The sequence below is a fragment of the Rhodoferax sp. OV413 genome, assembly GCF_900104385.1.
Taxonomy (GTDB): Bacteria; Pseudomonadota; Gammaproteobacteria; order Burkholderiales; family Burkholderiaceae_C; genus Rhodoferax_B.
Window position 1 is genome coordinate 18,321 of sequence record NZ_FNJA01000014.1, and the last position, 19,904, is coordinate 38,224.

Below are 19,904 nucleotides of genomic sequence, written 5' to 3' on the forward strand. Positions count from 1 at the left end.
TGCCGACTTGATTGCCCCTGCCAATCTTTTTCATTGATCCGGGCTCATGAGCCTACGACCCTCACAAAAAATTGAGACTTCCTTGACCCTTGATTAATTCCCCAGATTAAAAACACAAGCTGCTTCATCTGGGCAAGAATACCGCCAATACAAAGAGGGAATTCAATGGATGCCGCGGCAGCAACAGAGGGGTTCTTTCACGCCATGGGCGTGATCATGACATCCACCGTAGTTGGTGGGGCCATCGATTTCCTCATTGGAAAATCTAAGCAAAAAAAAATTAATTCGTGGCTCGAAGAGAGCTGGTATCGGTTTGAAAATATAGATTGGCACAATTTCTCCAAGAGAGAGATCGAAGGATATATAAATCTTAGTGACAGGCTTTTTGGCATTAAATTATTTTCGAAACGCAGATTTTTTTCAGTATTGACTGTGCTTGTCATTACCACACTGATTCCTCTCTTAAAATTCTATTTCTCTGATTTTGTTGGCGATTTTATAGAAATTGGCCACTATAGATGGTTGAAAATTAGCGTAACCATGCTTTCCTACTGTGCGGCTTTTGCTCTTTCTATTTCTTTTACGAGATGGGCTTCTAGCAAACTCAAGAAAATAATAGGCATTAGTTTTTTGGGAAATATTTTTTCGTTTATTTCCGTATTTTTCATTACGTTGGCAACCTCCACATTAACCACAAAGGTGATTTTTAATATTATTTACCTAATATCAGATACCATTATGATTCAAATCCAGTCCGGATGGATTAGCAGGATTGAAGGTTATATATATCCAGTCCAAGCCACTTTTCATCATATAATTGATGATATTTCCAATTCCGAATATTGGAATCCGCTTTACCCTTTTCTGATGCTACAAAGTTTTTACCATGAATGTGGCAATACTTGGTCTCATGGTAGCGGTTGCATAGAAGCAGCAGACCAGACCTTGTTCTACTCTGGTCATATCTTTAGGTTGTTCATCATTAGTACTTTCTTTCTATCCCTTCTCTTCAGGTGGATCTTTCGAAAACCATTTTCTTTAATATTAGCGAGATTTATTGAATCAGAAAAACCTCCATTTGCAACTCTTTTTGGTGCAACTGGCTCTACTGTGGCACTAGTTGCGCAGTTGGTTGCAGCATTCAAGTAAATAAAATCCAAAAACTTCTCGCCACAATAGCTTACTAATTAGTTGCGACCCTCAATTTTCAAAATCTGAAGCTCCTATCCAATAGGCAACTGGGGGAACTTCCAGATTGAATGACCGGTGCGAAGGTTTGTCGAAGCTCATGGCGGATGGCAAAAATTCTAAAGATGTGGTTTTTGACGTCGGCGCATATTTAGACCTAAAGATGCCATGTAAACGGTGGCTACCGATTTGCCAGTGCTTTGATGACTTTGGCATGCGTTGCCATCACGCGCTTCGCGGCGGCCATTACCACCCTGGATTCCTATTTGCCGGTCAGGTCCATCTGCACGGGGCGTACCCGTTCCCGTTGTTCTTTAAGAACTAAGCCATATGTCTTTTTCATGTTGGCTGGATGTGGTGGGGTATATGTAGTCAGATCGACCGGAATCTTGTTCTCTGGACTCATATGGGCCTTGCTTCCGTCAAGACTGAAGCGGGAAACCTTGCCGGCAACGTTCGTGGTGTCAGCACGTGGACGCGCAAACCCAGGAGTTTTCGCAGCTCATGGCGGATCGCAAATATGCTAAACAATGTTGTCTTCGCCGTCGGATCTATCAAGATTTCCAGATCAGATTCCTCGCCATCTTCGCCGAGAAGAACACAACCAAACACGCGAGGATTGGAGGCGTGGTGCAACCTCACAATGCGGTGAATGTGGCCACGGTAAATTTTCACTACTTCTGACGGTCTCATTTGTTCAAGCGTGTGTCACGCCAGTTAAGTCGCTCCAGGCGCGATAGCCGGCCTTCAACGCACGGGCATCGGCCAGGGCATGGTGAATCGGAAGTTCTGCCGTATAGGCCGCATACGCAGCCGCCTCAAAGGCCGGATGTGCGAAAACCGAACTGTCCACAGACAGTTGCTTCCCGAAAGCGCCAGGTGGGTCTTTCTTGGGCCGCCCCAGCATAGCTACGGCCAACAAATGCCAGTCGTGGTGCGAATCGAAGACGAATGTCGGTGGCTCAGGAAACTGCGTCAGCCACTCTCGCACCCGATGGGTCAGATCCATGCGGCTGCAGGGTGCCCCAGGGACTCTGCCCAGAAGGGGTAATACCGTTTCTTGCACAAAAGGGCTGCAGTCCTTTGCGTGGAAATCGTTTCGCTCGCAATAGAACTCGCGGCCGTCCTCGGTCACCATCCCGAGGCTGATGAGGTCGGGATACGTTAGCCGCGTGAATTCGGTGTCCAAAAAAATCAGCATGCGTCGAATATCCTTAGGTTTTCCAGCTTCGAGACCAGCAGCGCCAGTGCGGCAGGGTCCGACAGTCCTAAATTGCCGTCTGTGTGTACCAGCTTGTCCTGGTCTTCGACAGTCCAGCCTTCGGGCTGATCGTCCACAGCGACCCAACGCGTCAAACCTGCGCGCCCGACGTATCGCTTGATCTGCTGGTAGCGCATTGCCTGATCCCACCAGGTGAGCGGCATACGGAATCCTGCCAGCGGTGCGGCCATGGCGCTGGGCCAAGTCGCACCGACGACGCGCGCGCGCAGCGCAAGCGGCAACCAGTCACGGGCGCGGCTGTACGACAGCTCTCGCGTCCAACTCGTGCTGAGAACGATCTTCACCTCGGGGAAGTCAGCCAGGACTTCAGTCAGCAACGGCGCCCACATGAACAACTCACCGTCCCCCTTTAGCTTGGGGCGACCATTAATCAAATATGCCGCATCGGGGTGCAACACGCCGTCGAAATCCAAAAACAGTGTCATGTGTGCGCCTGGCCCCTTCGATCGTTGGTATGTGTACCAGCTGCGATCGCTTGAAGCGTGCTCTTCATCGCGATCTTCATGATGAGTTGCCGATCGCCAAAGTCCAGAACTTCCGCACTGTGTAATCCTGCAACGAAGTCGGCACCATCGAGATCTTGGAACACCAGCCCCTCCGTTCCATCGATCGGATCCCGCACCCGCCAGATCGAACCGACCTCGCGGCTTGACCACCTGCCCGTGGCGGAACTCCACGGCGGCACGATACAAAGTAATCCAACCAGTGTTTCGCCCTCAGCGTGTTCGAGCCGATCTACAAGATCACGATCTGACGATACGCCCCAGGTTGTGTGTCGTGCGGCATCGCCGGATCCAACGAGGAAAGTCGCCACGAACCAGGGATGGGAATAGGTCAAACGGAAGGCGAGCCAATGTTGGGCACCGGGCGTCACTAGGGCTTTCGGAAATGGAAATGCGAGCTCGGGAACGGTTTCAAACATGGGATCGGACTCGCAAAAATGGGCTTCGATGCAAAGAATATGGCTGCGTTATATAAAACGCGTAAATTATGCAAGCGCATCCTCATAAGTGCTCCGAGATTGGGGATACACGACCCCGAGGCCTGTGGATAGATTCGCTTTCGGAATACGGGCCAATCTGCGCTACGGTGTCTGCCCATGGTGCCCAATGCTTAAGTCTCTACACAGTCGACACAACGACGTTTTCCTGGGCCTGCTGCGAAGCAGACGTGAATTGCTACGTCTGCGCCAGTTGGATCTGGCGACCCGCCTTGGTCGAGGCCAGGCGACCGTCAGCAAGGTGGAGCGTGGCGCACGTCGGCTGGACGTGGTGGAGCTGTGGGCATGGCTGAACGCCATGGACATAGACTTCGTCGAGTTTGTCCGGGAGCTAGACCAACGACTGAAACTGCACGCCGTGCCGGAGGCGAGGTTCAGAGCGGGCAGCCATCGGATTGCACCCGTAACGCACAGGAAAAGGCGGAACACGGACCGCTAGAAAATGTTCCGATTTCCGCCTTTTGGCACTCGGCGAAAGGCAATTCTGCGTTTTAAATAACGTGGCCTTAAAGGGACAGAAACGAGACCCTTGGGCGGATGCCTTCCCGTCCTAATTCTCCTCCTGCCCGCGGGCGGCCGCCCGGAGCTAAGAGTTTCGATGCCGATGTAGCTCTTGCTTTCGGCGCAATTGTGCGAGAAGGTCGTGTCGCTGCAGGCCTATCGCAGGAGACGTTGGCGCACATGGCGAACGTCGAGCGCTCGTATTTCGGTCGCATCGAACGTGGGGAAAGTCAGCCGACTCTGTTTGTCGTGCTGAAAATTTCTTCGGCACTCGGTAGCGACAGTGGGGCCATAGTAAGCCGAGTCGAAGATTCCATTCGGAGGAAAAGTCGCCGAACTTCGGCTAAACCAAAGTAGGTAGCCGCCAGCCTTGCGCCGCCGCCTCTTGCCGTCTTTGACAAAGGTCTGCTTCGGCGCAATGCCCGCATGCGTGACGGTTGCCACCAGATGACCAATGGAATCTTGCACCGTGGTGCCCGCGATCAAGTGCTCAAATTGGGCCGACTTGATCGCATAAGAGACCACCGCGCTGTTAATGGTGCTCATGAGCAGGTCCTCTACTCCGGCCTCGTCGATAGCCGCTCGAAAGCGGCCATCTGTACGGACGGGCCGAACAGGTCACCTTGCGCAACCGTACACCCCTCCCGCACCTAGTCGGCTCGGTGCCGGCGCCGCCTCAATCTGCGCCCAAGGCAACCATGAGTGGCAAAAAATCTATCGTCTCGGCCAGACGTGGGCGATAGAAATTGACCCTCTTGCGGCACTCGGATGCGATTCTCGGAAGGTCTGACACCACGCAAAGATGGGTAGAACCCCGTGCTCATGCCGGATGAGGCATTTGCGCAGCCGACTAATCCCTCCCTAGAGGATCCGGGACTTTAGTAGACGAAGTTTTCAACGTACCCGACTGCATAATGCTTCTCACCTTCTCCGATTTTCTGCGTGTCTCTTCGCCTCAATGAGCCGCTGTTCTAACCGCAAGACTTCCTCCTGCAACTCTATAACCAAAAGCAATAGCGCTTTGTTACGTCGTTCGTACGACGCCAATAACTCAATATTGTTATTTTTTAATACTTTTTCAACGAGGGTAGCTTTTTTATCCGGCAATATTTTTCTATTACGCAACCGAGATAAAAACTCGGGATGCGAGGTATAAATATTCGACCTATTCACGCCTGCCAGCTTACATATTTTGCTTAGAGAAGGGCATCCACCAGGATTTTCCTGGTCGTAAAATTTCAATGCGGCATCGAGTCGTTCAGCAATGCTTAAGCTCACAAGCGACATCGGAAAATCCCGTCTAAATTTGTGCTGAAGTTGAAATTGCGGTAGCCAGTAGTTTACGTGTTATCGAAATGCGCTTCTCAACCACAAGACGCGTCTGAAATGGTAAGTCTTCGCGCTTCAAAAATTTCTCCTCCCGGGCCAACCTTTGATTCCACCAAAATGCATGTTTCTCAGTAATAAGCAAGTTAGCACAATTAGCACAAACATCGGGCGCACGTTCGATAGGATTTGGACCAGAAGCATCACCGTGACAGGCAGATAGTGACTCACTATAAATACAGTACCCCCAATCGCATGGCCCCAACTGCACACCACGAGCGATTAGTGCGTCAATTTTCGTTTTCAACGTTAACCGGCCCTTGAACTTTTCATCATTTGCGATTGCGATGGCATCCGCAATCTTGTTTCGAGCTTTACCAGCGCTCCACTTACTAGTCAGCATATCCTCTAGCCCGCGCGCAAGCTCCTTTCGATCTTCCTCGTCGATAAGCTGCGCCAATTGAAAATCGGCACCTATGTATGCTCCGTCAGTGAAGTATTTATATGCATGACCGAAGTGGAGTGATAATGCTTCCAATGCAGTTTTGTCGCGCAAAACAACAAATTTAGCAAAGGTCTTCCGCGCCATGTGCGGATGTATCGACCCTATCTCCGGTCGGTCTTTGCGGAAATGAGCATGTGCAAACGCCACCATTTTTGAAGTCAAGCACGCAGCAGTCATACGCGCCACCTTCCGTCCAGGAATAGGCATGCCCGATCCGGAAGGTCGTCCAATAAACAATGCCATACATCCGGATGCACGTCGCGGTAATGCGAATAGGCGGACCAAAAAAGCAACCACCTCTGGTAGCGGTTTGCCCGCAATCCAGCTTCGAGCGAGGCCACCTGCCTTTGCTGCAATTCCATCTAAATATGGCAGCTCTTCGTCATTTTCTCGATCAACCCGTACACACCCTACATCAAGCCTAATCAGTTCCTGAGCGCGCATTCCCACAAGGAAAAGTATCGCAATAATGACAGCTCCTTCAGTTACGGTCATGGCTCTGGCAAATATATTTGCCTCGTTCGCATCCTTCATGTCAAGCTTAGCGGTAATTGAGAGAAATACCTCATCGCGCCCGAGATCCTGAAACAGCTTACGAACAATCTTTATCTTTTCGAGTTTCGTATAACCAACTAGCTTTGACCGATTCAGCCAAAGTTTCTCGACTGTTTTCTCCAGGTACTCACCGTATGTCGACACCCAATCCAAAGCATCGGCGATCAATGGTATTACAGCCTCCTCAGGGATAGATTTGAATGGAACCAATTTATTGAAACTATTATCAAAAATCGAGTTGTTTACTGCATCCGGATTAAACGCCAGTGGGGATACATACTTTGAGCGAAGCTCCCACATACGGCGAAAATGCAATGCATATTGCGTCACCGTATTAATGGTAACTACATCCGATGTTCTCTTTTTTGGACGACGGCATTTAATAAATGTTCTACAGTCCTCTAACGTCAATTCAGCATACGTCCAAATATCGTTATGAACCATCCAACGCGTAAGGGCTCCCAGCTGCCTCCACCAGTTTTGTACAGTACCCGACGATAAATTAAATCTAGCCCTACCTACGGAATGGTCAACCATTGCCGAAAGTAAACCTTTTGCACTTTTGAGCAGGTACTCACGCTGATGCTTGGTACCCATTTTCTCAGGCAAAAATACAAGCCAATTAATAACCAACAGCTGGCCTTCATAAAGCTGACCAGTTTCCAAATGCCATTGATAGGCACTACTCTTTATTAATTGAACTTGCATTATCAGTCCAAGAATGGAATAACTTCATGCTTTGCATACGCTAATGCCTTCAGTCTGACACCATCAGTAACTCGAGGAATTATGTCATTCATGATAATGGCCCGCACCGGTCCATAGAGGCTGTCGTACCTCTTACTCCAACCACCACTGATTGCCCTTGTTCTAGCCTCATTTAGAGCATCGAGCGTAGCTAGCAAACGGCCTATAACAGAAACGTCATCAATAGGTATAAGCGCGTTGCGACAACCCGCACACTTAAGGAACTCCAAACACTGGCTCCCGACAGTTGAATTGGCAGCAACGCCGCTTAATGGGTCGCGACACGAAAATCCAAAAACCGTATTCTTCTGATCAGACTGCTGCTTTGCCAGCTTTGATGCGGAAAATTCCTCGCCCATTCTGACCAGCTCACCCTGAAATCTCATTACAGTTGCATCGTGGTGACGTTTCTGTCCTTCTCTGGGTGAGTAAGTGTCAGTTATGCCAATTTCCACGTGATTTAGTCGGCGTTGTGCGGCAATTTGATTTTTCGCAGCATGGTGGTGAAGAACAGCTCCTGCTGCTCTCAAGTCTTTCAAATTGAATTCTGGTAGTCCATGCTCTTTCAAAAATGCATCGAATAGGTCATGAAGACCCTGCCAAGAGACAACGGAAACAGTCGGACTTTGATTGGCGCTCAAAAACAAGTGATTTCGTAAATGCTCCGAAGCACAAGATCGGCAGTTTAAATTCAAGCGCAATAAACGTCGAACTAAATTCGGAGCACTCCACTCTTTAGATGCTGGAAAATCGGCGTACTGGTCACGTCCAGAACGCGGTTTGAACCACACAATGCGCTCAATATCCGATCTAACCGGATGTTGAGTAACTGCATCAATCTTCATTTCCAAGATGCTTTGAGGATTTCCGCTGGTTTGAACAAGTATAGCCAAATAGAAATAAAATACGTCTTCTTGCATCGGATCCAGCATCGCCCGAAGCTTTCTAATTCCTGGAACATTTTCTTTCGAAAGAATGGCCGGCACTCCGGGCATCTTCTGAGTTGGCACCCTCCCGTCACCGATAGTGAGAAGTCTCCGCAAGATGCTGCTTAATGGAGGTGCATCTGCAGAGGTATCGTTTAGTATTTGAATACCATCCGCTATACGTTTTTCTGCTTCCTCTATTTTTTTGTAGCAAATCGAGAGAATATTTTTAATAACTTCTTCATTAGGCGGCGCGCCTGTAAGCGCCTCTTTTATGACTCTAAAGTCGCTTAGTTGAAATTCAATATTCTGAAATGTGTTGCCAGTTATGTTACGTTGGCACCATTTAAGTATGGAAGCAACGAGATTTACATAAGCTTGACACGTACGGTGACCAATGCCATATTTTTCAAGGTAATCTTTCAAAAGGAGTAATGCTTTTGCGTTGATACAGGCGCTGGGTACTGGCTCTTGAATCTGTAGGGCTACAGCTAGAAATTTCAAACTACGCCATAAAATCCTGACGCTAGCAATACTGTTTCCCATCTGTTGAGCCACCACGCCTCGAATCAAGCCGTATGAAACCTGCGGATGAAATCCAGCTGCCATAAAGTCGCAAGTGATCTTCGATGCACGAAATCCAACACTCCAAATAATGAGCGTCTTGCCCTTTATCTCATGCTGCAAAGCAGTTTTCATAGTGTTGCTCCGTACAAAAAGTCTAAGGCTTTTATAACCGCGTCACTTGTTACTTCCATGGCCTGCAAGTAAATTTCTGTGGACTGGACATTTGCATGACCTAACAGCACTTGCAACACCTTCAGCGAATTAATTGGCCGATCACTTTCCAAGGAATCCAGCAGCGATAAAACATGTACTGAAAAAGTGTGGCGAAGATGATGGAGCGTGGCGTCGCTGTTAATCCTGTTCGCGCATTTCCGAAAGACCTTTGATACTGAAGCTCTATTGACTGGGCGACCGCGACTGTTTAAGAAAATAAAATCTGCATATAAATCATTACTCGGCAACTCACGTTCAGTCCGTACATACCACGCCGTTTCATGGAGAAGCGCTGCCGGTACCTGTACTGTTTGCTCACGTGATCCTTTACGCAGGACGTTAATGCTCAACAATCCTCCCTGTACCCGATCGATTGCATCTGGAGAAGGTAGATCACTAACCTTTAAGCTGCACACTTCGAAGCGACGCATACCAGTCGCGATACACCATCGGAAAATCAGTGCGTAAAGTGGGGGTGATAACATGAACAGGTGGGCTATTTCTTCTTGATTAAGAACACGTGGTAACCGCCCTTCCTTGCGCGGAGCAATTGACATGCCCCCTTTGCGCAGATCACCTCGGCCCCTCCAGTTTCCGTGGCCCGAACCATCCCTAGCAATCAGAAGGAGATACTGGCCCAAGGGCGACTCAAAGCGGCCACGCAGCTGAGCCCACTTACAAAATCCACACGCTACGGCAAGTCGGTGACGAGTAGTGTTATTGGACTTAGCTAGCTGTCCTGCCGTGTCTGTTTGCAGGTAATTTCTAAAGTGCGCTAGCTGCTCCTCAGTCACTTCGTTGAGAGCCAGTCTTTGCCGCGCCAGAAAGTCCAACCAGGTTACCAATGCTTCGGCATAGCTACGAACGGTGTCACCGGTAGCACTACGGCTGCGTGTTGCAATTTCTGTCAGGTAACCGTTTGCCGACTCATGCGGCGTTCCGTCCGGAGAAATAACGACTGCAACCAAATGGGTATCGAACAGATGTAGCTTTTGCTTCGCAGTGTTGCTCACCCCTGCGCATTCCCACACTTCACCTTCAGAGAGAAAGCTCTGGCGAGGTGCAACTAATACGTATCTATGCTTTAGGTCACACATAAGCACTATGAAGATTGAAGTGGACTTAGTGAATGTATTTTTAAGCTACCTAACAGTAAACATACATACAAAATATGCCACCTAATACCCGAATTTCCCAGGGCCGCCCTGGAAGCCCTGCGCGAACCGCTGGAAACCGGCCACATCACCATCTCCCGGGCCGCCCGCCGGGCCCAGTTTCCGGCGCGCTTCCAGATGATTGCCGCCATGAACCCCTGCCCTTGCGGCTACCTGGGCTCGCGCCAGCAGGCCTGCCGCTGCAGCCCCGACCAGGTGCTGCGCTACCAGAGCAAGCTCAGCGGCCCGCTGATCGACCGGATCGACCTGCACATCGAGGTGCCGGCCCTGCCCGCCGCCGACTTGCTGCACGCCCCGGCCGGTGAATCCACCCAGGCCATTCGCAGCCGCAGCAGTGCGGCCCGCCAGCGCGCCATGGATCGCCAGGGCATGACCAACCAGGCGCTGCAAGGGCAGGACATCGACCAGCATGTGGCGCTGGACGCCGCTGCCGCCAAGTTCCTGAACCTGACGGCCGCCCGGCTCGGCTGGTCGGCGCGCGGCATCCACCGTGCCCTGAAGGTGGCGCGCACGATTGCCGACCTGGACGGCGCGGCCAGCACCCAGGTCGCGCATGTGGCCGAGGCCATGCAGTACCGGCGCGCGCTGCGGGCCACGGCCTAGGCCATGCTACATATTTAGTAGCTGGTAGCGCAGATACAAGCTGCGCCAGGGCCACATTTCTTCTAAATCTGGCGCGGGATTACGCCGCAGGCGCGGCGGTGCTGGCACGCGGCGCAGAGTCGGGCAGGCGCAGCTCGAACACCGTGCCCTCGCCCACCACGCTGGCCACCGTGAGGCTGCCGCCCAGCACATTGGTGACCGCGTTGTAGACGATGTGCAGGCCCAGGCCGGTACCGCCACGGCCCATCTTGGTGGTGACGAAGGGGTCGAATATCCGCTCCAGCAGGGCCGCTGGCACGCCGTGCCCATCGTCGGCCACGCGCAGCACGATGCAGCCGTCGTCGGCGCGTTCGCCGCTGATGCGTATCGTGCCCCAGCTGCGGTCGTCGAAGCCGTGCAGCACGGCGTTGTTCACCAGGTTGGCGATGACCTGGCCCAGCGCGCCGGGGTAGCTGTCCAGCGGCAAGCCGGACGGCACATCGACCTCGATCTTGTAGGCCGAGCGGGCGAAAGACGGGCGCAGGCTGGCGACCATTTCATCCACCACCTCGGCCAGCTCAAAGCGGCGCCGCTGGGCGCTGGTCTGGTCCACCGCCACCTGCTTGAAGCTGGTGACCAGGTCGGCCGCGCGGTGCAGGTTGCGCACCGCGATGCTGGTGGCCTGCTCGGCGCTCACCAGCAAGGCGTCGAGTGCGGAGCGGCGCACACCGTCTTGCATGGACAGGCGGAACTGGCGCACATCGTCGCTCAGCGCGCTGACCGCCATCAGGCCGTTGCCCAAGGGGGTGTTGAGCTCGTGCGCCACGCCGGCCACCAGGCTGCCCAGAGCCGCCATTTTCTCGGACTGGACCAGCTCGCCCTGGGTTTGCTGCAGGTTGCTGAGCGCTCCGGACAGCTCCTCGTTGGCCTGCGCCAGGGCCTGGGTGCGGCGGTCGACGCGCTCTTCCAGCTCGGCGTTGAGCTCACGCAGCTGCTGCTCGATGCGCCGGGTCTGGGTCACCTCCACCGCCGCCCAGACCAGCAGCCGGGTGTTGCCGATCTGGGCCTGCTGGCGACTGAATTGCAGCAGCACCTCCTGGCCGTCGCCGCGCAGCATCCAGGCCTCGGCCGAACCGGTGGCCAGCAGCTGGGCGCGCATGGCATCGCGTTCGGCATCCGAGCGCCAGAAGTTCAGCTCGACCGAGGTGCGACCCAGCACATCCTCGCGGCGGCGGATAAAGGTCTTGCACCAGGCGTCGTTGACATCCAGCAGCGCAAAGCGCTCCATGTCGGTGACCGACATCGGCACCGGCGAGGCGTTGAACACCGCCAGCGACTTCTGCTCACGCTCCTGCAAGGCGGAGGCCATGGCTTCCAGGTCGGCCGACAGGTTGTTGAACTCGGCCACCGCGCCCCGCGGCCAGGGCCCGGCGGGCGCGCCCTGGGTGATCTGCGCGGCCCGCGCCACAATGCCGCGCAAGGGCCGGGTCAGCCAGGAGGCCCAGAACGGCGCCATCAGCAGGCCGACCAGCAAGGAGCCGGTGAAGCCGGCCAGCACAAACAGCACGGTGGCACGAATGCTCTCGTTCTCCAGGCCGGCCGGCATGCCGCCTATGAAATACCAGTCCAGGTCGTTGGAATGCGATACCGCCGGGTGGAAGCGGTGCCCGTCGAAGGCAAACACCTCCGGCAGCAACTGGTAATTTTTCACCGCCTGCATCAGCGGCCAGTTCAGCACATTGGCCGTGCCCACCTGCCGCCCGCCATTGGTGTCGGCCACGATCTCGCCGCTGCGGTCGACCAGCCAGATGGACGAGGTGCGCTTGCCGGCGGCGATCTGGAAGGTGTCCAGCAGATAGCGCATCGGCACCTCGGCCAGCAGGATGTGCTGGCGGCCCACCGGATAGGCCAGGCCCACCGTGACCGCACCCGACAGCGAGGACAGGTATTTATCGCCCCAGACCATCTGGCGCGAATCCACCACCCGGCGGAACAAGGGGGTGGTCGACAGGTCGCTGCCCAGCAGGTCGGTACGCCGCACCCGCAGCGCCGGTACCACGCCGGCAGCCAGCACCGTGCCCTCGTTGGAGGCCAGGTAGATGGCCCGGATCGACTCGCCATCCCAGGCGGCGCGCTCCAGCATGCCGCTGGCCAGCGCCGGGTCCATGTGCTCCAGGGCTTCGCTGAGCAGCTCCATGCGCGCTTCCAGCGAACGCAGCAGCACCTCGACCCGCTCCTGCAGCTCCTCGGTCTCGCGCGCCACCTCTTCCTTGTTGTTCTGCTCGATATACGGAATGCTGATCAGCAAAATCGCGCTGCCAACGATGCCGAAGGTCACCAGCATGGTGATCAGCAGCAAGGCCGTCATATAGCTGCGCAAGCGCCAGACCCGCAAATTCACCATATCACTTGACCAGCACGAAACGGCCGCCGCGCACCTCGGTGAAATACACCTTGTGCAGCGTGTCCCCATTGCGGTCGAACTGGATGCTTTGCTGCAAGCCCTCGAACGGGCCGTACTTCAGCACCGCGTCCTTGGCGGATTCGCCGCGCTGCTGGCGCTCCAGCGCCTGCAGCAGCACCGTGGTCGCGTCGTAGGCCAGCACCGAGGCAAAGCCCGGCTCGCGGGCGAAGCGGGCCACATAGGCGTCGACAAACTGGCGGAAGCGCTCGGAACGGTCGTCCCGGTCGTAGGCCTGGGCAATCAGCAGGCCTTCGACGCCCTGCCCGCCCAGCTCCAGCAGGGTCTCGCTGGCCGCCCATTCGGCTGCGGTCTTGGGCAGCTGGGGCGCGAGCTTTTCGGCCTGCTGGGCCAACCGCGCGGCATCGATGGCGCTGGCGATCAGCAGCAAGCCGTCGGGCTGCGCGGCCAGCATCTTGCGCACCACGTCGCCCAAGCCGATTTCGGCCTGCGAGGCAAACGGCACGGCGACGCCGAGCTGGCCGCCCAGTGCCGCATAGGCAGCCTTGAACTCCTTCAGCCACGACAGGGTGAAGTTGCTGTTGCGCGTGTCGTAAGCCACCGCCACCCGCCGCTGGCCACGCTGGTAGAGACGCTGCGCGTATTCCCGCGCGTTCTCGCTGGTGGTGCGGTTGATGCGGATGAAGTAGTCGTCCAGGCCAAAAAAGTCCCTGGAGGTGACCGTGGGGCTGATCATCAGCAAACGCGCCTGGTTGGCCACCGGCACCGTGACCTCGGCCATGGCACTGGTAAACGGGCCGATCACGGCATCGACCCGCGCATCCACCAGCGCCTGGACCGCCACCACCGCCTTGGCCGGGTCCTGGCCGTCGTCCTGCACCACGATCTCGATGTTGCGGCCATGGATGCCGCCGGCCTGGTTGCGCTGCTCCACCGCCAGGATGGTGCCGTTGCGCCCGGCCTCTCCGGTGTCCGACACCCGGTCCGACAGGCCGGTCAGCAGGCCAATGCGGATCGGCTTGTCGGGACTGCAGCCCAGCAGCAACAGCAAGGCCAGCCCCGCCAGCCAGGGCCTCAAGCTCATGGCGCCCGTCCGCGGCGCTGCGCCAGCCAGGGGCCGAGCTCTTCCAGCGGCATGGGTTTGGCATATAGATAGCCCTGGGCTTCGTCGCAGCCCAGGCTGCGCAGCAGGCTGGCCTGGGTTTCGTTTTCCACGCCCTCGGCCAACACCTTCATGCCCAGCTGGTGGCCCAGCGGCACGATCATTTCGGCGATGCGCGCGCCCAACCGGCCCGAGTCCAGCGACATCACGAACGCGCGGTCGATCTTCAGCCGGTCGGCGGGCAGGCGGTCCAGGTAGGACAGCGATGAGAAGCCGGTGCCGAAATCGTCGATCGCCACCGCAATCCCGCGCGACTTGATATCGCGCAGCAGCGTGGCCACGCGCTCCATGCCCATCACCGCCACCGATTCGGTGATCTCCAGCTCCAGGCAGTCAGCCGGCATGCCGGTGTCCCGCAGAGCCTGGTCGACGATCTGCAGGAACTGCGGCTGCGCCAGCTGCACCGACGAGACGTTGACCGCCATGCGCAGATCGCCCGCGCCCGCGGCCCGCAGCCGCCCCAGCGCATGCAAGGCGGTGCGCAGCACCCAGGCGCCAATCGCCACGATCAGCCCCGACTGCTCGGCCACAGGAATGAAACGGTCGGGCGGCACGAATTGGCCTTCTTCGGTGCGCCAGCGCAGCAAGGCCTCGACCCCGATCGTCTGGCCGGTCAGCAGGCTGATCTGCGGCTGGTAGACCACGAACAGGCGCTCGTGGTCGAAGGCACGCTGCAAGCCGTGCAGCAAGCGGGTGCGCTCGCGCGTGACCACGCCGACTTCGGCCGAGTAATAGGCGCTGCGGCCCTGGCCGAGTTCCTTGGCACGCTTGAGTGCGATCGACGCGTCTTTCAGCAGCTCCAGGCCGTTGCTGCTGGCCTCGCCGCAGCGCGCAAAGCCCATGCAGATGGACACTGGCCGCTGCACGCCCTCGATCTCGAAGGGCTGGACGAACACCGCCCGCAGCACCTCGGGGTTAACCACCGACTCCAGGCCAAACAGGCCAAAGGTATCGCCGGCTACCCGCGCCAGCAGGCCGTCGCCGCCGTGCACCTCGCCCAGGCGCCGGGCAATCGCGGCCAGCAGCAGGTCGCCATACACATGGCCGAACATGTCGTTGGTCTCGGCGAACTGGTCCACATCCATCAGGCCAATTGCACAGCCGCCCAGGCTGCCGCTGCGGGCCGCATCGTCCAGGTGCTGGACAAAGGCCGTGCGGTTCGGCAGGCCCAGCAGGCGGTCCACAAACGCGTGGTCGCGCAGCCGCGCCACCAGCTCCACATTGGCGGCGCACAAGGCGATATTGGTGCAGAACACCTGCAGCAAGTGCATATCCACCTCGCGCAGCGGCGCTGCACTGTAGACAAAGGCCGCAAAGTCGCCGCCCTCGCGGCCCTGGAAGAACAGGGTCACGCTGCGCTCGCCCAGCAGGTTGCGGCGCTCGGTCAGGCACTGGCGCAGGCTGGCCACGATGTGCGGATTGCCGATCTCGCCAATCGCATGCTGGATCAGGTGGGCGAATTGCCCGGCGGCGGCAATCACCCGGCACTGCAGGCCGTCGCCCGCGGTGCGGCTGCCGGTGCAGGCGCAGACCAGGCCCTCGGGCGCAATGCCCACCAGGCCGGCCATTTGGGTGATCACGCCTTCGGCAAAGGTCTGCAAGCCTTGCTCGGCAATGAACTGGTTGCTGGCGGCAACTATCTTCTGCAGCCCGCGGCGGCTGGCGTCCAGTCGGCGCAGCTGGTCATAGGAGCGGATGGCGGTGGTCAGCGCGGTATACAGCTTGGTGCGGGTGAGCTCGCTCTTGGTCTTGTAGTCGTTGATGTCGTAGCGGCGGATGGTGTCCATCTCGGGCGCCTGGCCAGGCTGGCCGGTGCGCAGGATGATGCGCACATTCGCCAGGCCCAGGGTGTCGCGGATCGCGCCGACCGTGGCCAGGCCAGCGTCGTCGGTCTCCATCACCACATCCAGCAGGATCACCGCGATGTCGGGTTCGCGGCGCAGGGTGTCCAGGGCCTGGGTTGCGGTATGTGCATGCAGCAGCAGCAAGCCGCGGCCTTCGATTTCCAGCCCCCGCAAACCATAGGCCGTGCTCTCATGCACATCGGGATCGTCGTCGACGATCAGAATGCGCCACGGCTCGGGCGCAGCGGCGCCAGGCACGGCGGCCGGTGCGGCGTCCAGGAACTCTAGAAGATCTTCATCCATCAGTGGTCCAGCGACAAGCGCACCTCAATAAATAGAATAGGACTTACGCAAGGCCCTCTGTGTCGCCCTCTGGGCGCACAGAGGGCCTTGCGTAAGTCCTGTAGAACCTAAGTTTCTTACAAACCCCAGGATGTAACAAGCCCGCAATAGCCCTTAATAGGGTCGCTACAACGCTTATAAGTTCGGGGCCAGCAGACGCTGCAAGTCTTTCTCGTTCAGGCCCCGGCGCTGGGCCAGGTCTTTCAGCTGGTCTTCGGCTATCTTGCCGACGTTGAAGTACACGCTGTCCGGATGCCCCAGGTAGAAGCCGCTAACGCTGGCCGCCGGCAGCATGGCCAGGCTCTCGGTCAGTTCCATGCCGATCTCATGGCATTGCAGCAGGGCAAACATGTCCTGTTTGGCGCTGTGGTCGGGGCAGGCGGGGTAGCCGGGCGCGGGGCGGATGCCGGTGTACTTTTCTCCGATCATGTCCTCGACGCTCAGCGCCTCCTGCGGCGCCGTGCCCCAGAGGTCGGTACGCACGCGCTGGTGCAGGCATTCGGCAAAGGCTTCGGCCAGACGGTCGGCGATGGCCTTGAACATGATGCTGGAATAGTCGTCCAGCGCGGCCATGAACTGGGCTTCCTTCTTCTCGGCGCCTAGGCCGGCGGTGACGGCGAACATGCCCGCGTAATCGGCCACGCCGCTGCTCTTGGGCGCCACGAAGTCGGCCAGGCAGCGGCTGGGGCGCATGACCCCGTCGATGGCCTGCTTCTCGGTCTGCTGGCGCAGGCCGTACCAGGTCATGGCGACTTCAGTCCGCGAATCGTCGGTGTAGAAGGCGATGTCGTCGTCGTTCACCGTGTTCGCCGGGTACAGGGCGATCACGCCGTTGGCGGTGAGCCAGCGGCCCTCGACCACGCGCTTCAGCATGGCCTGCGCGTCCTTGTGGACCCGGGTGGCCTCAATGCCGACCACTTCGTCGGTCAGGATCGCCGGGTAGGGTCCGGCCAGGTCCCAGGTCTGGAAGAACGGGCCCCAGTCGATGTACTTGGCCAGCTCGCCCAGGTCAAAATTCTTGAACACACGGCGGCCGATGAACTTGGGGGTTTTCGGTGTGTAACCGGTCCAGTCGATCGGCGTCTTGTTGGCCCGGCATTTGGCCAGCGGCCACAGCGGGGTCTGCTTCTTATTCGCGTGCTGCTGGCGCACCTTGTCGTAGTCCGCATTCAGCTCCGCTATGAAATTTGCAGCGCCATCCCCAAGCAGACTCTGCGCTACACCCACGCTGCGCGATGCATCGGGCACGTAGACCACGGGGCCGTCGTAGTGGTGGGCGATCTTCACGGCGGTATGCACACGGCTGGTGGTGGCGCCGCCGATCATCAGCGGGATCTTCTTGATGCGGAAGTGGTCATCCTTCTGCATCTCGCCGGCCACGTACTGCATCTCTTCCAGGCTCGGGGTGATCAGGCCGGACAGGCCGACGATGTCGGCGCCCTCGACCTTGGCGCGCGCCAGGATTTCGTGGCAGGGCACCATCACACCCATGTTCACCACCTCGAAGTTATTGCACTGCAAGACCACGGTGACGATGTTCTTGCCGATGTCGTGCACATCGCCCTTCACCGTAGCGATGATGATCTTGCCCTTGGTACGCACGTCGCGGCCAGCGGCTTCGTCGAGGCGCTTTTCTTCTTCGATGTAGGGAATCAGGTGCGCCACCGCGGACTTCATCACCCGCGCCGACTTCACCACCTGGGGCAGGAACATCTTGCCCTGGCCGAACAGGTCGCCGACGATGTTCATGCCGGCCATCAGCGGGCCTTCAATCACGTGCAGCGGCCGGCCGCCCTTGGCCAGCACGGCCTGGTAGGCCTCTTCGGTATCGGGCACGATGAAGTCGGTGATGCCATGCACCATAGCGTGCGACAGGCGCTGCTCCACCGTCACCGGGTGGTCGGGCGTGCCGCGCCAGTCCAGGCGCTTGCTCTCGTCCTTGGCGCCGCTCTTGGCAGTTTCGGCGATCTCCACCAGGCGCTCACCGGCGTCGGGCCGGCGGTTCAGCACCACGTCTTCCACGCGCTCGCGCAGGATGGGCTCCAGGTCGTCGTACACGCCGACCATGCCGGCGTTGACGATGCCCATGTCCATACCCGCCTGGATCGCGTGGTACAGAAACACGGTGTGGATGGCCTCGCGCACCGGGTCGTTGCCGCGGAAGCTGAAAGATACGTTCGACACCCCGCCCGACACCTTGGCGCCCGGCAGGTTTTGCTTGATCCAGCGCGTGGCTTCAATGAAGTCCACCGCGTAGTTGTTGTGTTCCTCGATACCCGTGGCCACGGCGAAGATGTTCGGGTCGAAGATGATGTCTTCGGGCGGGTAGCCCACCTCGTCCACCAGGATGCGGTAGGCGCGTTCGCAGATTTCGACCTTGCGCTCGTAAGTATCGGCCTGGCCTTTTTCGTCAAAGGCCATCACCACCGCGGCCGCACCGTAGCGCCGCAGCAGCTTGGCGTGGTGCTTGAACTGCTCCACGCCTTCCTTCATGCTGATCGAGTTGACGATGCCCTTGCCCTGGATGCAGCGCAGGCCGGCTTCGATCACCTCCCACTTGCTGCTATCGATCATGATCGGCACGCGGGCAATGTCGGGCTCACTGGCGATCAGGTTCAGGAAGCGCACCATGGCCGCCTTGCTGTCCAGCATGGCTTCGTCCATGTTGATGTCGATCACCTGGGCGCCGTTTTCCACCTGCTGGCGCGCCACCGACAAGGCCTGGTCGAACTCGCCGTTCAGGATCATGCGGGCGAAGGCCTTGGAGCCTGTGACGTTGGTGCGTTCGCCAATGTTGACGAACAGCGTGCCGGGGCCGATGAGCACGGGCTCCAGGCCGGACAACAGCATGGGGGGGACGGAATTTGCAACGGATTCGGACATTCGACTCACCTGTGGAGGGGCATGGTTCAGGTGAGCGTCGTTGCAATCTCAGGATGGCGAGGTTCCCAAGCCTGACGGGGGCAAGCCCGCTGCAACGCTCCTTGGGAGGCGATTATTTTAAGGGCCGGCCGGAATTCAAAAGAAAGAGGCCTCCAGCGCATGTCTTGCCTGCGCAGACAGCTATATATTCAATAGCAAACAGCTCAGGCCGGCTGCACCCGCAGTGCCGACGCGGGCAGGCCAAACACCCGGTCAAAAATCCAGTTGAAGATGAAGGCATAGACCAGAAAGAACAGCAGCAGGCCAAAGTCCATCGCCAGCGCCTGCAGCAGCGAGGCGTCAAACCACCAGGCCATCAGCGGCACCAGAAACACCGTCAGCCCGCCCTCGAAACCGATGGCGTGCGCAATGCGCCGGCCCACACTGCGGCCGCGCACCGCCTGGCGCGCCTCCCAGCGCTCGAACAAGGTGTTGAACAGCAGGTTCCAGGCGATGGCGATGCTCGAAGCCGCGACCGCCACCACGCTCGAATCCTGCATGCCGTGGCCCGTCATGCCGGACAAACCGAGGGTGGTCGCCAGGATGGCGATGCCTTCGAACAGGCTTACATAAACCAATTTGCGCTTGATACCTTGCATGTCGGATCTCTGGGCTGGGCAGCTATTGAATAAGAATGCCGCAACT

16 protein-coding genes, 2 pseudogenes and 1 riboswitch are annotated in these 19,904 nt (G+C 57.5%); of the genes and pseudogenes, 5 read left to right on the plus strand and 13 right to left on the minus strand.

The window, feature by feature from the left end; translation table 11 throughout:
* Positions 1-165: 165 nt before the first annotated feature.
* Both BLT66_RS26665 and BLT66_RS27490 read left to right on the plus strand, forming a co-directional pair.
* A complete protein-coding gene (locus tag BLT66_RS26665) occupies positions 166-1,149 on the plus strand; it encodes a hypothetical protein (RefSeq protein WP_143029307.1) in 984 nt (327 codons plus the stop codon).
* 510 nt (positions 1,150-1,659) lie between these two features.
* A complete protein-coding gene (locus tag BLT66_RS27490) occupies positions 1,660-1,872 on the plus strand; it encodes a hypothetical protein (RefSeq protein ID WP_176955175.1) in 213 nt (70 codons plus the stop codon).
* A gap of 13 nt (positions 1,873-1,885) precedes the next feature.
* On the opposite strand, the gene BLT66_RS25915 is transcribed toward BLT66_RS27490, so the two are convergent.
* From BLT66_RS25915 to BLT66_RS25925, 3 genes are read right to left on the minus strand one after another with little or no spacing between them, the layout of a single operon-like run.
* Positions 1,886-2,389 carry a 3'-5' exoribonuclease gene (locus BLT66_RS25915; protein ID WP_092762791.1) on the minus strand — a complete coding sequence of 168 codons (504 nt, stop codon included), beginning with the start codon at positions 2,387-2,389 and terminating at the stop codon, positions 1,886-1,888.
* Positions 2,383-2,895: an HAD domain-containing protein gene (locus tag BLT66_RS25920; RefSeq protein ID WP_092762793.1), complete on the minus strand. Its 513-nt coding sequence runs from the start codon at positions 2,893-2,895 to the stop codon at positions 2,383-2,385. The genes BLT66_RS25915 and BLT66_RS25920 overlap by 7 nt, the downstream gene beginning before the upstream one ends.
* On the minus strand, positions 2,892-3,392 hold the full coding sequence (locus tag BLT66_RS25925) for a hypothetical protein (protein WP_092762795.1): 501 nt from the start codon (positions 3,390-3,392) through the stop codon (positions 2,892-2,894). Before BLT66_RS25925 ends, BLT66_RS25920 begins: the two co-directional genes overlap by 4 nt.
* Positions 3,393-3,579: 187 nt before the next feature.
* Here BLT66_RS25925 and BLT66_RS25930 point away from each other — a divergent pair, with 187 nt between their 5' ends.
* Both BLT66_RS25930 and BLT66_RS25935 read left to right on the plus strand, forming a co-directional pair.
* A complete protein-coding gene (locus BLT66_RS25930; RefSeq protein WP_092762797.1) occupies positions 3,580-3,909 on the plus strand; it encodes a helix-turn-helix domain-containing protein in 330 nt (109 codons plus the stop codon).
* Positions 3,910-4,007: 98 nt separating this feature from the next.
* Entirely contained in the window at positions 4,008-4,328 is a 321-nt protein-coding gene (locus BLT66_RS25935; RefSeq protein ID WP_092762799.1) for a helix-turn-helix domain-containing protein, read from the plus strand.
* On the opposite strand, the pseudogene BLT66_RS27350 reads toward BLT66_RS25935, so the two are convergent.
* From BLT66_RS27350 to BLT66_RS25940, 5 genes and pseudogenes are all read right to left on the minus strand, one after another.
* Positions 4,329-4,565: pseudogene (locus BLT66_RS27350) on the minus strand (IS5/IS1182 family transposase); the annotation flags it as partial.
* A 327-nt stretch (positions 4,566-4,892) separates the two neighbouring features.
* Positions 4,893-5,258: a hypothetical protein gene (locus BLT66_RS26670; RefSeq protein ID WP_143029308.1), complete on the minus strand. Its 366-nt coding sequence runs from the start codon at positions 5,256-5,258 to the stop codon at positions 4,893-4,895.
* 13 nt (positions 5,259-5,271) lie between these two features.
* Positions 5,272-7,065 carry a site-specific integrase gene (locus BLT66_RS26675; RefSeq protein WP_143029309.1) on the minus strand — a complete coding sequence of 598 codons (1,794 nt, stop codon included), beginning with the start codon at positions 7,063-7,065 and terminating at the stop codon, positions 5,272-5,274.
* A 2-nt stretch (positions 7,066-7,067) separates the two neighbouring features.
* Complete coding sequence (locus BLT66_RS26680; protein WP_143029310.1) at positions 7,068-8,729, minus strand: hypothetical protein; 1,662 nt, start codon at positions 8,727-8,729, stop codon at positions 7,068-7,070.
* Complete coding sequence (locus BLT66_RS25940; protein ID WP_176955176.1) at positions 8,726-9,823, minus strand: tyrosine-type recombinase/integrase; 1,098 nt, start codon at positions 9,821-9,823, stop codon at positions 8,726-8,728. The genes BLT66_RS26680 and BLT66_RS25940 overlap by 4 nt, the downstream gene beginning before the upstream one ends.
* A gap of 168 nt (positions 9,824-9,991) precedes the next feature.
* On the opposite strand from BLT66_RS25940, the pseudogene BLT66_RS25945 reads away from it, so the two are divergent.
* Positions 9,992-10,588: pseudogene (locus tag BLT66_RS25945) on the plus strand (ATP-binding protein); the annotation flags it as partial.
* Between the two features lie 79 nt (positions 10,589-10,667).
* Here BLT66_RS25945 and BLT66_RS25950 read toward each other — a convergent pair.
* The 5 genes from BLT66_RS25950 to BLT66_RS25970 form a co-directional block, all read right to left on the minus strand.
* Positions 10,668-12,971, minus strand: coding sequence for an ATP-binding protein (locus BLT66_RS25950; RefSeq protein ID WP_218922666.1), 2,304 nt, complete (start codon positions 12,969-12,971; stop codon positions 10,668-10,670).
* A gap of 1 nt (position 12,972) precedes the next feature.
* The gene (locus BLT66_RS25955) at positions 12,973-14,073 is read right to left on the minus strand and encodes an ABC transporter substrate-binding protein (RefSeq protein ID WP_092762803.1); all 1,101 of its coding nucleotides are present in this window, start codon (positions 14,071-14,073) and stop codon (positions 12,973-12,975) included.
* Positions 14,070-16,298, minus strand: a complete 2,229-nt coding sequence (locus BLT66_RS25960; RefSeq protein ID WP_092762806.1) for an EAL domain-containing response regulator — start codon at positions 16,296-16,298, stop codon at positions 14,070-14,072. The genes BLT66_RS25955 and BLT66_RS25960 overlap by 4 nt, the downstream gene beginning before the upstream one ends.
* A gap of 174 nt (positions 16,299-16,472) precedes the next feature.
* On the minus strand, positions 16,473-19,220 hold the full coding sequence (metH, locus tag BLT66_RS25965; RefSeq protein ID WP_092762808.1) for a methionine synthase: 2,748 nt from the start codon (positions 19,218-19,220) through the stop codon (positions 16,473-16,475).
* Positions 19,221-19,245: 25 nt separating this feature from the next.
* Positions 19,246-19,329: riboswitch (S-adenosyl-L-homocysteine riboswitch) on the minus strand.
* A 94-nt stretch (positions 19,330-19,423) separates the two neighbouring features.
* Entirely contained in the window at positions 19,424-19,858 is a 435-nt protein-coding gene (locus BLT66_RS25970; RefSeq protein WP_092762810.1) for a PACE efflux transporter, read from the minus strand.
* Positions 19,859-19,904: the final 46 nt, after the last annotated feature.